The 12,839-nt window shown below is 49.2% G+C and carries 12 protein-coding genes and 1 tRNA gene; 1 reads left to right on the top strand and 12 read right to left on the bottom strand.

All coding sequences use genetic code 11. The features are described from left to right. Nucleotides 1–27 precede the first annotated feature (27 nt). The 7 genes from HNV11_RS20990 to HNV11_RS20960 all read right to left on the bottom strand — a co-directional run bounded on the left by HNV11_RS20990 (nucleotide 28) and on the right by HNV11_RS20960 (nucleotide 6,795). Nucleotides 28–615 carry an adenylate kinase gene (locus HNV11_RS20990; RefSeq protein WP_171741526.1) on the bottom strand — a complete coding sequence of 196 codons (588 nt, stop codon included), beginning with the start codon at nucleotides 613–615 and terminating at the stop codon, nucleotides 28–30. Between the two features lie 174 nt (nucleotides 616–789). Further along, nucleotides 790–2,577: a tetratricopeptide repeat protein gene (locus tag HNV11_RS20985; protein ID WP_171741525.1), complete on the bottom strand. Its 1,788-nt coding sequence runs from the start codon at nucleotides 2,575–2,577 to the stop codon at nucleotides 790–792. Between the two features lie 85 nt (nucleotides 2,578–2,662). Continuing rightward, nucleotides 2,663–3,595 (bottom strand): PstS family phosphate ABC transporter substrate-binding protein, encoded by a 933-nt coding sequence (locus HNV11_RS20980; RefSeq protein ID WP_171741524.1) that lies wholly within the window; start codon nucleotides 3,593–3,595, stop codon nucleotides 2,663–2,665. A gap of 219 nt (nucleotides 3,596–3,814) precedes the next feature. After that, nucleotides 3,815–4,639, bottom strand: coding sequence for an energy transducer TonB (locus tag HNV11_RS20975; protein ID WP_171741523.1), 825 nt, complete (start codon nucleotides 4,637–4,639; stop codon nucleotides 3,815–3,817). Between the two features lie 4 nt (nucleotides 4,640–4,643). Then, complete coding sequence (locus HNV11_RS20970; RefSeq protein WP_171741522.1) at nucleotides 4,644–5,180, bottom strand: ExbD/TolR family protein; 537 nt, start codon at nucleotides 5,178–5,180, stop codon at nucleotides 4,644–4,646. Between the two features lie 79 nt (nucleotides 5,181–5,259). Continuing rightward, a complete protein-coding gene (locus tag HNV11_RS20965; RefSeq protein ID WP_171741521.1) occupies nucleotides 5,260–5,886 on the bottom strand; it encodes an ExbD/TolR family protein in 627 nt (208 codons plus the stop codon). A 72-nt stretch (nucleotides 5,887–5,958) separates the two neighbouring features. Then, nucleotides 5,959–6,795, bottom strand: a complete 837-nt coding sequence (locus HNV11_RS20960) for a MotA/TolQ/ExbB proton channel family protein (protein WP_171741520.1) — start codon at nucleotides 6,793–6,795, stop codon at nucleotides 5,959–5,961. Nucleotides 6,796–7,398: 603 nt separating this feature from the next. Here HNV11_RS20960 and HNV11_RS20955 point away from each other — a divergent pair. Further along, entirely contained in the window at nucleotides 7,399–7,647 is a 249-nt protein-coding gene (locus HNV11_RS20955; protein WP_171741519.1) for a hypothetical protein, read from the top strand. Between the two features lie 124 nt (nucleotides 7,648–7,771). On the opposite strand, the gene HNV11_RS20950 is transcribed toward HNV11_RS20955, so the two are convergent. From HNV11_RS20950 to HNV11_RS20930, 5 genes are all read right to left on the bottom strand, one after another. Beyond that, nucleotides 7,772–7,845, bottom strand: a tRNA-Pro gene (locus HNV11_RS20950). Between the two features lie 80 nt (nucleotides 7,846–7,925). After that, nucleotides 7,926–10,337 (bottom strand): M1 family metallopeptidase, encoded by a 2,412-nt coding sequence (locus tag HNV11_RS20945; protein ID WP_171741518.1) that lies wholly within the window; start codon nucleotides 10,335–10,337, stop codon nucleotides 7,926–7,928. 56 nt (nucleotides 10,338–10,393) lie between these two features. Continuing rightward, the gene (locus HNV11_RS20940; protein WP_171741517.1) at nucleotides 10,394–11,011 is read right to left on the bottom strand and encodes a HupE/UreJ family protein; all 618 of its coding nucleotides are present in this window, start codon (nucleotides 11,009–11,011) and stop codon (nucleotides 10,394–10,396) included. After that, complete coding sequence (locus HNV11_RS20935) at nucleotides 11,008–11,520, bottom strand: gamma carbonic anhydrase family protein (protein WP_171741516.1); 513 nt, start codon at nucleotides 11,518–11,520, stop codon at nucleotides 11,008–11,010. Before HNV11_RS20935 ends, HNV11_RS20940 begins: the two co-directional genes overlap by 4 nt. Nucleotides 11,521–11,617: 97 nt before the next feature. Next, the gene (locus tag HNV11_RS20930) at nucleotides 11,618–12,823 is read right to left on the bottom strand and encodes a hypothetical protein (protein WP_171741515.1); all 1,206 of its coding nucleotides are present in this window, start codon (nucleotides 12,821–12,823) and stop codon (nucleotides 11,618–11,620) included. Nucleotides 12,824–12,839 lie beyond the last annotated feature (16 nt).

Here is a 12,839-nt window from a genome sequence, read left to right as displayed (position 1 = left end):
GTACCTTCTGGTCAGGCTAACTGCAGTTTATCTGACCTCACCAGCAGCTTGATTTATTTTTTCGCAGATTAGGGCGAATATATCATCTATCTCGCCAATCCCGTTAATGGCTGCGTATTTACCCTGCTCGCTATAATAGCCGGCAACCGGTTTGGTTTTTTCGTTGTACTCCCGCAGGCGACGACGAATCAGCTCTTCATTCTGGTCATCGGGCCGACCGGATGTCTGCCCACGTAACAATAGTCGTTTGGTGAGCTCTTCTTCGTCCACTACCAACGCAATCATTGCATTAATCTGTGTGCCGTATTGGCTTAGAAGCTGATCAAGTGCTTCAGCCTGCGGTACTGTACGTGGAAAACCGTCGAAAATAAAGCCCGCAGCCGACTGGTTTTCTTTAAGCTTATGCTCGATCATGCCGATTACGACCTCATCGGGCACAAGCAATGCCTGATCCATCAACTGTTTTGCCCGTAGTCCTAACTCTGTGCCACTGGCGATCTGCGAACGGAGTAAATCACCGGTGGATAAATGTACTAAGTTATATCTCCGGATAAGTTTTTCGCTTTGGGTTCCTTTGCCAGCCCCTGGAGGGCCAAACAAGACAAGATTGAGCATACAGCTAGATAGAGTAGTGGCGTCCGGTCAAAAATTTGCGCCCGCAAAGTTACGACTCCGCCTGAAAAATAATAGTGGTGTCTGCCCTGGACCTAGAGGTTTTTATTAATTGGAAATCAAACAAAAAGCACAGGCATAGCCTGTGCTTTTTGTTTGATTTAACGTCAGCAGTTGTTAACTCGCTGAGGACTTTCGTGCGGTTGCCTTAGGCGCAGTCTTGGTAGCAGGCTTCGCAGGCTGTTTGGTTGCTGGTGCTGCCTTGGGTCCTTCCAATGCTCGCTTTACATCAGCATCGTTCGGATTGATTTCAAGCACCTTGTTAAAGTATTCTTTGGCTTTGGCTTCATCTTTCTGCTGCAGACTAAAGCCCGCCAGTGCTTTATAAGCCGTCACCAGATAGCGACTGTAATCGGTTTTCTGAGTAGAGTCCGGCTGAGGAGCCAGTGCCTGCTCAATGAATTTCTCATACAGCGGAGTTGCAGCGCTAATGGCCTGGTCCGGGTTTTTAGCGTTAGCGTAATAATTTGCCTGAGCCCGGTAGTAATAAGCCAGCGGATACGTCTGACCCGGAGTAGCTTCAATCTTCTGTGCCATCTGAGCAAAAGCCGAGTCAGCTTTCAGATAATAGGCCTGCTTGATCGCAGGCACTTGTGCCGAATCAACGGGAGCCGCTAAGCTGTCACGACCTACACGAGGAGCATATTGATAGTTCGAAAGGCCTAACCAAAGATAGTCGTTGTTTTGTGGCTTCTTATCGTTTTGAATCGTCTTGGTGTAGTAATTAGCCGCCTTGTCAAATCGCTTCGTCTTGTAGTACTTCTCAGCAATCTCGCGATACAGGTTTTCGGTTGTATCCGAAGGAGCTGCCTTTTCCAGATAAGCAACGCTCAGCGAGTCGCCTTCCGGAGTATTCAGCATACCGTACGCACGGCCTAGATACTTGTAATCGTCATAGATCACTTTGTTCGGAGCTGTTGAGATGAACCGGTTCAGAGCCGTTACTGCCTGTTGTGGCTGATTCAAACCGTAATAAGCCCAGCCATACATCCGGTCGGCGATTGGGTTGTTTACTTTCCCCTTCAGTTGATCGAGGTAAGTCGTAGCACCCTGGTAATCTTGTGCCAGGAACCGATAACGAGCTACGTCAAGCAGACGCTCAGGATCAGTTGTGCCCGTTTTCTGAACATACAGTTCGTAGTTCTGAGCAGCACTTTTGTAAGCGCGCGAATTTGCCAGGGCATCAGCGTAAGCTAGGTAAGTAGGAGCGAACTCCTGGTCACCCTGAATGGCCAGTTTAAAGTAATCCTGAGCTTTTTGGTAGTTTTTACCGCGCAGATACAAGCGTCCAATCTTATAATTGGCTTCAGCCAGGTTCGGGTTGATAGTCAGCGCATTTTCGTATTTCGTGATAGCGTTACCACCATCATTTTTCAGGAAATACGCATCACCCATCAGCATTTCGATCTCGGCGTTCTCGTTTTTCTTATCCTTTTCGTCGGCAATAGCTAACAGTTCGAGCGCTCTGGCCGGATCATTGGTTTTTTCCGACAGTGTGAACATCTCGGCTGCCCGAATCAGAACGTCCTGATTCTTATTCTTTGTTGCAGCTACTGCATTGTTAATCTGTGCGGTACCGCCGGCCCGATCGCCTTTCATTAAAGCTACCCCACCCAGACCTACGTTATTCAGCTGGTTCTTCTGGTCAGCGGCTGCACCCTTTTCAAAAGCAGCTTTTGCCTGATCCAACTGCCCGCTTCTCAGATAGTAGTAACCAAGGTAGAATTGATTTTCAGCCGTTGGTGAGCTAGACGCTAACTGAGTAAGGGCTTGTCCTGCTTTACCATAACGTTCGGCCTCAATATCTTTCAGAGCCGTCGGCAAGTCCTGCGCCAACAGCGGAGCAGCCATAGATGCTCCCACGAACAGGATGGTCAACAGCGATTTCTTCTGGTTGTTCATCATGTATTTAGGTTGGAAATTAAATAAGTGTTCTGTTAGGTAAACAATCGACAAAACTAAAAAATTGCCGTTAAACCAAAAAACTTCCTTAGTTTTTCAAGTTCACTTCCCGATTATACGGCACAGAAGGCCAAAGTCCCAATTTGTAAATAATCAAGGAGCCTGCATCACGGGCTACATAATTTACTAATCCGCTTCCCAAACCCGGATGAGCTTCCCGGCTCAAGACATAAACCGGTCGACGTAAAGGGTAACGCATCATACCTAAGTCCTCCTGAAACGGTTGATAATAATCATCCCGTTTTGTTGGATTCGCCTTATCCGAAACACCTACTACCCGCAAATCCCGCGACAGTTCAGCCGTAAGGGGCTCATCTCCATCGCTGATCCAATTTACACCGATGAAACCCAATGCCGACGGATTCTTCCGCACAAAGTCAATCACTTCCCGGTTGGACCGGGTTGTGAAGATGCGCAAGTTCCGGACATTATTGACTTTGAAAGTATTTAACACAAACTCCAGATTACTCGAATTGTTATTATCAAATACTAAAGTAATGGGACCGGTCTGGTTGCCACCTTTCAACTGTGACCATTGCGTTATCTTGCCACTGAATAAGCTCTTCAACTCATTCATTGTCAGTAGGCTATCTGTGTTGGATCGATTGATGATAAGCGCTACGCCATCGGTTGCAATTTTCGTTGCGGCCCCTACAATTTTACGCTGATCTAGGACGGCCTGTTCCTTTTGGGTCAATTTACGGGTTACGAAAGCAATCCGCGCACTGTCCTGCAGCATTAGATTGATTGCTTGCTGCTCAGGTTTAAAGACAATCTCAAAATGCGTATCCGGGTATATACCTGAATAGGCTGAGGTCAACTGCGTGACTAAGGGTTTAAACGATTCATCAGCTGCAACAATAATACTCCCCCGGGATGGATTGTCCAGAGCAGGCTTATCATTGGCGCAGCCGAAAAAGCCTAGCAGCAGACTGATTGCCCAAAATCCGTTTTTACTCATTTTCTTGAAAACGTTGATAAGACCGATAGGCCCGATAGCTCCCGTAAACTAATAATAGAGCCGCCATCCCATACCGTAGAATTCCGGGTTCAGGGAACATGCCAAAAGACTGAGAGGAGGCAATCAGTACGATGCCTCCTCCCAAGTATGCCAGCGAAGCCAGCACTGAAATATACAGCGTTAGCTGCGCCGGACCTCGATTTTGTCCGCGCATAGGAGTTATTCCAGCGTGAAGTTGATCGGTAGGTTGTATTTTACCCGTACTGGACGACCTGACTGTTTACCAGGGCGCCATTTCGGCATACTTTTAACCACGCGGGTTGCTTCCTCATCCGTTCCGAAGCCCAGTCCTTTCAGAACCTGAACGTCCTGAATACTACCGTCGGTATTAACAACGAAGCTTACGAAAACCCGTCCCGAAATGTTCGCGCGCTGAGCGGCTGCCGGATAACGAAGGTTTTTCTGCAGGTATTGACCAAGAGCGGCCATACCACCCGTAAACTCTGGCTGTTGTTCAACGACCGTAAAGATTTCTTCTTCTTTCGGAGCGGCTTCAACAGCAACCTCTACCTTCGTTGGAGCAGCACTGGCTTCAGGAGCCGCAATGACTTCTTCAGCGTTCGGGTCACCTTCCTGCGTTTTTTCAGCAGCAACAGCTTCCTTCAGTTCTTCAACAGCCGGCGGTGGCGTTTCTTCGGGTACCTCTTCATCCGGTTTTACTTCCGGTGGAAGGAATTTAACCGTGTTCACCTTGGGTACTTCGACTGGCGGTGGCGGTGGTGGTGGCGGTTCGTTCGGGTCAATTGGCGGAGGAGGGAGCTTCATCAGGTCCACCTCTACCATTGCCTGTTCTTCTTGCTCCGGAGTCAGGGCAGTGATGATGGTCGGAGCAAGTACACCGAGTGTAAACAGGATACCCCCAATAATCAGGGCACGTGTTACAGTCTTAGGATACGCTTTCCGTAGATCATAGGCACCATACGCCTTGTTCCGGTTCGCAAACACAATGTCATCAAGTGTTGCGTTTTGAGGAGTCTCTGCCATGGTGTTATGCGTCTATTTTAACTTTGTCCTTAAGAAGCTTCTTTTCGTCCGGAGTCAGCTGGTCCACCAGAGCATACCGCTTCGTTTTCGTAATGGCCATCTCATCCAGAACGTCAACCATATTTCTATACGTTGACTCTTTGGTTGGCTTAATAACCACAACAAACTTATCGGCGGATACTTTCCGGGCGTTTTCCTGAATAGCCTGACGGAATTCGTAGCCGTAGCCAACTGTCTTTAGTTCGGGGTCTTCATTGGCCGCTTTACCAAAGATGTAATGCGCCTTGTTGTCCTTCCCCAGAAAGACGGTCATTACGTTGGAGGCCTTAATAGGCTCCGTTTCTTCCTGTTTTGTTTTGTCCGGCACGTTGAGCGTCATCGAAGATGGCTTGCTCAGGGTGGTAGCCAGAATGAAGAAGGTAATCAGGAGGAACCCGAGGTCAACCATCGGCGTCATGTCCACACGGGTTGACGCTTTCTTGGACCGTACCTTACCACCGTCATGCTTACCACCACCACCGCCAGTGTTAATTTCTGCCATGGCTTGTTTGGTTTAGTTGTTTGCCTGTTCACCTGAATGGCTCTAAAATAGCTAATCAGATGAACAGACAAACAACGCGTTAGTCTGCTTTCCAACCTGCCGGCGGAGCCTCTGTTCCGGTGATCAGGTTGAATTTGTTAATGTTCTGCGCCTGAAGCGTAGCCAGCACGTTCTTAAATTCCGGAAACTTGGCAAGGTTATCGCCTTTTAACGCAATTCGTAGATCGTTGTTGGCCTTCCGGGAATTAAATACCCAGTCTTTAAGCTCATTCGTGGCACCCGCCCCTGTTGAATCCGTAGGAATACCCGGCTGCTTAATCTTTGCCTGCTGTTCTTTGGGCATGCCCAGGAACGACTTCAATTGAGCAATGGGCAATCCGAAGTTCGACATCAGGGCGAATTCCTTCTTTTCCTTGTCTGAGAAAGTAATGCCTTTTGCAGCAGCGATATTTTCCAGCATAGCAATGCGGTTGTTCTGGTTATCGATGCCAAAATAGACTTTACCGTCTTTACCCAAACCAATGGTCATGATGTCCTTGTCCGGAACTTTGATGCCGGAGATAGAAGACGGGGTATCGATGCTGGCGGCATCCTGAGAACGGAATTGGGCGGTCAGGATAAAGAACGTCAGCAACAGGAACGCCACGTCGGTCATCGCCGTCATGTCCACTGAAGAACTTGCACGTTTAATTTTAACTGCTGGCATGAGTTATTCTGTTTCTGCCTGTCCGGTTTTATCCGGTTAAGGCGGTTAATTAGACCAACGATCCACTACGGCTTAATAGTGAGCCGCGAAGTTCTGCTGGATGCTCAGACCGATTTCGTCGATGTTGTACGTCAGTACGTCGATCCGGCTGGTGAAGTAGCTATACATGATGGTCGCGATAGCAGCCGTACCGATACCAAGGGCCGTGTTTACAAGAGCCTCCGAGATACCCGTTGACAGAGCAGCCGTGTCAGGCTGACCTGTAGCACCCATGGCTGCGAAGGCCCGGATCATACCAAGTACTGTACCAAGCAGCGCGATAAGAGTCGACACCGATGCCAGCGTAGCGATGATGGTCAGGTTCTTTTCCAGCATCGGCAGTTCCAACGTCGTAGCTTCTTCTACTTCTTTCTGCAGGGCTACCAGTTTTTGCTCTTTGGTCAGTTCCGTGTCCGTTGACAGTTGCTGATATTTCAGCAGGGCCGTTTTAACAACGTTACCAATCGAGCCTTTCTGGCGATCGCACTCCTGAATCGCTCCGGCTACGTCATTACGGTCAAGCTGACCCTTTACTTTCCGAACGAAATCATCAATCGAACCTGACCCGTTTGCGCGGCCAATAGTGATAAACCGCTCGATGGAAAATACCAGCACGGTCAGGAAGCACGTAAAGAGAATAGGTACGATAAATCCTCCTTTATAGACGGTACCGAAGTAATCGCCTGGGAGTGGCTCTTTCGTGTTGTCTCCATCCTGAAAGTGACTGCCGTCACCAAAGACGAACATATACGTCAGGATACCGATCAACAGCAGAACCGGGATTACGAACGCTGGATTCAAGCCACCCGACGATTTCTTCTTTGGTGCCGCTGCTTTGGCTGGTGCTGGAGAGGGATTTTGTGTTTTCATTGGAACTAGACTGTAGGGTTAAATTGAAAGTTGGTTTGCCCGGTAAAAAAAGCGAAAAATTTAGACTGTTTGGGTTTGTTCAGTTAAAAATTTGACTGAAAGCCTCTGAAACCTCCACAAAACTATGGTTTTTCTGACGAAAACAATGCAAAATCATCAGTCAATTTTTCCTTTTTAATGGCAATCCGTCAATAAATACTTGTACATATCCGGCTTTACCTGTACTAGGACATATTGACGCAATGATTGGTAAAACCTTGTTTTTCAAGCTTCCGACAGTTATTAGTCCAATTTAGACGGGTTGAGTAACCAGAAGAGGGAGGGGCTTTATTCATAAATATTTAATAAGGTTTTCGGAATAAATCCAGTTTGTAATGGGCTCTGTATAACCTGAAGATGCGGGAAGGCGCCCGATTGCACATGCCTGGCAAGGTTTTTTTAGGTATAAGCAGAAATTAGACGAACAGTGAAGAAATAATTAGAGTAAAAATTAGTTTTAATGTTACTTTAACAACTTATAAATCAGGAATTAATCTTGCAGGCTGAAGTTTGTTCCCAAATCTTTTGGTAGCAGTTGCCAGGACAGCATTTAATCGGGTAGTTATGAATATTCTCCGTAACGGTCTTGTACTATCGGCCTTCGCTTTGACGAGTCTTGATTTTTTTCATCACTTTGTGCTTCTGTCACAGGGCTGGTTTTTTCTGGGTCAGCTCCTGTTTCTATTGGTTGGGTTAGCCGTCGCTACCATGTGTGGTGCTTTGACAGCTCATGCGCTGTTGTCGCTATGGCGGGGAACCCCATTCGTGAAAGATTTAATCGATCATGAACCGGAGCCGGTTCTGGTTAATTAGGCGTTTATTTTTCTAAAACAACGAAGCTCCGGCAGACCTGCCGGAGCTTCGTTGTTTTAGAAATGCCCTTGCCACACTGAAAGGTAACATACAAAAAAGCCGACCCTATGAGGTCGGCTTTAAGTCGGGATGGCGGGATTCGAACCCACGACCTCTTGCACCCCATGCAAGCACGCTACCAGGCTGCGCTACATCCCGAGGGGTCTGCAAAGGTAAGCAGGAAAGGGAGAAAAGAAAAAGAAATGCGGGTCTGTTCTCTTTTCTCCCCCTCACATAACTTAATTTCTACCACTACCCTGCGTGGCCGGTGGTTGATTGCCCCGTCGTTGTTGCTGCATTGGGTTCTGTCCCTGGGTAGCAGATGGGCTCTGCCGCTGCTTGAACAACTGGAAACGGGTAGGTTGCGCTACCCGCGGGAATGAGTTGTTCTCGGTATCAATATCAGCGATTTCGTAGTACGGGTCAAGCGTCCACTGGGTAACTTTCTTTGGAGTCGCAATGACTTTCTTAATCGCCTGGTCGTTGAAACGCCAGATTTCGGCCGGGTACCGCGCTACAGAGTCGGTGCCATCTTCAAACTGCATCCGAACAATCACTGGCATTGGTACCCCACCTTTGTTTTTCAGCGACAGGGTATAAAAGTTTGTAGTGGCATTCGCTTCAAGAACCTTACGCTCGCTGTCACTCAGCGTCGCCAGATAGTCCTCATACCGTTTTTTATCCGCATCGGTAACAGCGTAAGGATCATAACCATTGTAGAAATCCTTCATGGTTGAATCCTGCTCAACAACTGTAGCGGCCTTTGTCGCGGCATCACGCTGTTTGCTGATGGTTCCGGCCCGGCGCTGCGCTTCAGCGCGAGCGGCTGCTTTGGTCGTCACCGGATCGCCCGCATCCACCTGGTACCAGTCGACCTCAACCAGATCCTGATCCACGGGTTCAACGCCATAGAACCAGCCCTTCCAGAACCAGTCCAGATCAACACCAGAAGCATCTTCCAGTGTACGGAAGAAGTCGGCAGGCTCAGGACTTTTAAAAGCCCAGCGACGCGCATACTCTTTAAAGGCGTAATCGAATAGCTCGCGGCCCATAACCGTTTCGCGCAGAATATTCAGGGCCGTGGCTGGCTTAGCGTAGGCATTGGGGCCGAGGCTGATAACGTTGTCAGACGAGGTCATAATCGGCGACAGAACCGATTTGTCTGACTTCATATAGTCCGTAATGTATTGCGGTTCACCCCGGCGGCTTGGAAAGTTATAGTCCCATTCTTTTTCGGCCAGATACTGGCAGAAGGTGTTCAAACCTTCGTCCATCCAGGTCCATTGCCGCTCGTCGGAATTAACAATCATTGGGAAGAAGTTATGGCCAACTTCGTGGATAATGACGCCGATCATGCCGGCTTTAGTTTGCTCCGAATACGTACCGTCAGCTTCAGGACGGCCACCGTTGAACGAGATCATGGGGTACTCCATACCTCCGCCGGGCGTGGCATGACACGAAATTGCTACCGGATAAGGATATTTGATTGTTCGATTGCCATAGGATTTAAGCGTGTGTTCAACAACGCGGGTTGAATACTGTCCCCAGAGCGGATTGCCTTCTTTCGGATAAAAAGACATGCTCCAGATTTTGCGGCCGTCGCCATATACGTCTGTCTGCATGGCATCCCAGATAAACTTACGGCTGCTGGCAAAGGCGAAGTCACGTACGTTATCAGCCTTGTATACCCAGGTTTTCTTTGTTTTTGTATCCGCAGGTTTGGCCTTTTCGGCGGCAATGGCTTCGTCCTGCGTGACGATTACAACCGGTGTTTTCGAGTTGGCCGCCTGCGCCATGCGCTTCTGCTGGGTCGCCGTCAGAACCTGTTTGTAGTTCTGGCATTCGCCGGTTGCGCCTACGATGTGGTCGCTTGGTGCGGTAATGGCTACTTTATAATTACCGAAGATGAGCGTAAACTCGCCCTGACCTAAAAACTGCTTGTTCTGCCAGCCGTTTACGTCGTTGTAGGCGCAGAGCCGCGGAAACCAGTGTGCGATGAAGTAGTTATAGTTGCCATCCTTAGGAAAGAAATCATAGCCACTGCGACCGTAATATTCGGTGACAAAGTAATTCCAGTCCACGTTGAAGGAATAACTCGCGCCGGGCTTCAGTGGCGTCGGCATGTCAATCCGCATCATGGTCTGGTTAATCGTGTACTTGAGCGGGCTGCCCGACTTAGCATCTTTAACGGACGTGATTTTGTAGCCGTACTTATCGGTTGCCTGCTGACTGCTCCGTTCACGTACGGATGTCAGGTTCTGCAACTGATTGAAGCTCATGCCACTTTCGTTAATGCCGCCCGTGCGGGTGATGCTACCCGTTGAGCCTTTGGCAAACAGGTTCTGATCGAGCTGAAGCCAGATATACCGCAATTCGTCCGAAGAGTTGTTGTGGTACGTTACGGTTTCAGAGCCCGTAATCTTCTGATTAGCGTCGTCGAGTTCTACCCGGATGTCATAATCAGCCCGGTTCTGGAAATAGTCGCGGCCGGGCGCACCCGCGGCCGTGCGGAACGTATTGGGCGTTGGCAGCATGGGGCCGAGCTGCTCAAAGCGCGTATTTGCGTTTTGCGTGGGCGCGGCTGGTGCCTGAGCACCTGCGAACCTTACTGAAGCTGCCAAACCGATTGTTAGCAGAATTATCTTCTTCATAAACAGGTTGAAGTTGTTGAAATGCGGGTAAAAGTACAAAAAAAGCAGCGGTATGCCTACTCGATCAGCGTAGGCAAATATTCATTGTTGATGATCAGCGAAAGAGCCATGCCGGCTACAATGCCCGACACAATCAGCGTCCACCGTAATCGGCTGCTTCGTAGGATATCCAGAGCCAGGAAGGCAACCGTTAAAACGATACTGACAATAACCAGCTGGCCCATTTCCAGACCTATGTTGAAGGCTAGTAAGGGTTTCACAATGTTCGCTTCACGACCCAGCAAACTGCGCAGGTAGTTGGAAAACCCCATGCCGTGAATCAATCCAAAAAGCAAGGCTATGCCATACCGCCAGGACACAGTTGGCTGCCGGGTAATGGCTAACGATTGCGCCCGGGGCTCCTTATAAAAAAAGTTTGTGATGGCGGTGATGAGAATGGTAATGGGGATGAGCAGTTCAGTCAGTTCGGTTTTATAACTGATGAGCTGCAGCGTTGCCAGTGCCAGCGTAACGGAGTGACCAATCGTGAACGCGGTGACCAGACTCAGAATCTGTCGCCATTGGCGCAGGGTATAAACGGCGCAAAGGGCTATCACAAACAGGATGTGATCGTACCCGCTGGGGTCGGTGATGTGCTCGAATCCTAAGCCCAGATAAATGAAGAAATCACTCATGCTTTGAACCAGTCCGCATACATCACGTAATTATTAGCCGTGCGCATGAATAGTTCTGCTTGCTCAGGCGAAACGGCTTTCAGAAGCCGGGCGGGATTACCGGCGTAAATGGAACCGGGTGGCACGATAGTATGCTGCGTTACGATAGCTCCGGCCGCGACGATACTGCCCGATCCAATAACGGCCCCATCCATAACAATGGCGCCCATACCGATTAAGACCTTATCTTCAATCGTACAGCCGTGTACAATGGCATTGTGGGCGATGGAGACGTAATTGCCAATAGTGGTTTTGAAGCGCTGATACGTACAATGAATGACAGCGCCGTCCTGCACATTGCAGCGATCGCCCATAGTGATCGAATTTACGTCGCCCCGGACAACAGCGTTGAACCAGACGGTACAATCGTGTCCCATTGTTACCTCACCAACAATCGTGGCGTTATCGGCGAACCAGCAATTTTCGCCAAACTGGGGATGAATTCCGCGAACGGGTTTTACTAAAGCCATATCGCAAAAGTAAGCTGAAGTTGGTTTGGAAACCACCCCATAAAAAACGGGGACTGATGATTAACCAGTCCCCGTCTCGATTCGCTGACATGACCGCTTACTTTTTGTCAGCTTTGTCCATCAGTTTATCCATTGCATCTTCAATATCATCAACCACGCGGTTGGTCTCGCGCTTTACTTTCCGGAAGTCATCTTCGGTTGACCGCTGAACTTTGTAGTATGTATCGGCCAGTTGACGCCGTTTGTCTTCCAGGTCTTTGATGCGGTCTTCGCGCGCTTTACGATCCTTGCGGCTTTCATTCTTTACGTCGGCTTTGGCTTCATCAAGCTGATCGTCGATTTTGTCCATCTGCTCCGAAATCCGGTCCGTCAGGTCACGGCGTTCATCGCTATATTGATCATTGTCGCGATTCCGGCGGCCGCTGCGGTCATTTCGGCCGTTATCATTCCGTTCCATGTCGTCATTGCGCCGTTCATTCCGGTCTACGTTATCATTGCGCCGGTCGTTTCGATCATCAAAAAGTCCTGACTGATCCCGGCGGTTATCCCGATCGTCCCGGTCGGTTCGATTACCCCGATCATATCGGTCATTCCGATTGTAGTTATTGTTCCGGCTATCGCGATCGTCATTACGCTCATCGTACCGACGGTCATCATATCGCTGATCGTTGTAACTAAAGCGGCTGTCGCGATCTTCATTACGCTGATAGTTATCACGGTCATCCCGACGATCGCTAGAGCGGCTGTCGTTCATTCGACGATTGTCGTTATATCTATCGTCGGAGTACCGGTTGTTATAGCTGTCATAATCCGAGCGGCTGTTGTATGAATCCCGATTATCGTACCGATACTGGCTGTCATACCGGTCGCTGTCGTTAGAGCTGTATCGATCATTGTTTGAATCGCTACCCGACATCCGGCCGGACCGGTCATTGGATGACTGGCTGGAGTTGTTATAGGGATTACGATACGCGTAAGAACTGCGCGAATTATTGCTTCGGCTGTCCCGATAATCCCGACTACTGTTCCGGCGGTTGAATAAGCCAGGCTCACGGTCGTCGTCATAATTTTGCCGGGATTCTGACCGGCTGCTGCGATCATTACGGCTAAACCGCTCATCCCGATCCCGACGGCTGTCATCATTCACGTTGCGGTCCCGCGAATCACGATTGCTGCTACGCTGTACCATATCCTGACGACTGGCGGTCGAATCACCATAGAGCCAGCCCTCAACTGTAGCACAGGAAGACAGGCTTATCGTAATAGCCAGCATCGTAGCAACTGTCCATATCCTTCGTTTCATAACGTTGGTTGATTAG

Source organism: Spirosoma taeanense, assembly GCF_013127955.1.
Taxonomy (GTDB): domain Bacteria; phylum Bacteroidota; class Bacteroidia; order Cytophagales; family Spirosomataceae; genus Spirosoma; species Spirosoma taeanense.
The sequence above is the reverse complement of the archived record's forward strand: the minus strand, read 5'-3'. Positions and strand labels throughout refer to the sequence as shown.

What these genes read in the sequence shown, in the direction of transcription:
- HNV11_RS20985 (WP_171741525.1), bottom strand. Translation starts at nt 2,577, where the DNA reads ATGATGAACAACCAGAAGAAATCGCTGTTGACCATCCTGTTCGTGGGA.
- HNV11_RS20990 (WP_171741526.1), bottom strand. Translation starts at nt 615, where the DNA reads ATGCTCAATCTTGTCTTGTTTGGCCCTCCAGGGGCTGGCAAAGGAACC.
- HNV11_RS20940 (WP_171741517.1), bottom strand. Translation starts at nt 11,011, where the DNA reads ATGAGTGATTTCTTCATTTATCTGGGCTTAGGATTCGAGCACATCACC.
- HNV11_RS20975 (WP_171741523.1), bottom strand. Translation starts at nt 4,639, where the DNA reads ATGGCAGAGACTCCTCAAAACGCAACACTTGATGACATTGTGTTTGCG.
- HNV11_RS20930 (WP_171741515.1), bottom strand. Translation starts at nt 12,823, where the DNA reads ATGAAACGAAGGATATGGACAGTTGCTACGATGCTGGCTATTACGATA.
- HNV11_RS20935 (WP_171741516.1), bottom strand. Translation starts at nt 11,520, where the DNA reads ATGGCTTTAGTAAAACCCGTTCGCGGAATTCATCCCCAGTTTGGCGAA.
- HNV11_RS20945 (WP_171741518.1), bottom strand. Translation starts at nt 10,337, where the DNA reads ATGAAGAAGATAATTCTGCTAACAATCGGTTTGGCAGCTTCAGTAAGG.
- HNV11_RS20970 (WP_171741522.1), bottom strand. Translation starts at nt 5,180, where the DNA reads ATGGCAGAAATTAACACTGGCGGTGGTGGTGGTAAGCATGACGGTGGT.
- HNV11_RS20960 (WP_171741520.1), bottom strand. Translation starts at nt 6,795, where the DNA reads ATGAAAACACAAAATCCCTCTCCAGCACCAGCCAAAGCAGCGGCACCA.
- HNV11_RS20980 (WP_171741524.1), bottom strand. Translation starts at nt 3,595, where the DNA reads ATGAGTAAAAACGGATTTTGGGCAATCAGTCTGCTGCTAGGCTTTTTC.
- HNV11_RS20965 (WP_171741521.1), bottom strand. Translation starts at nt 5,886, where the DNA reads ATGCCAGCAGTTAAAATTAAACGTGCAAGTTCTTCAGTGGACATGACG.
- HNV11_RS20955 (WP_171741519.1), top strand. Translation starts at nt 7,399, where the DNA reads ATGAATATTCTCCGTAACGGTCTTGTACTATCGGCCTTCGCTTTGACG.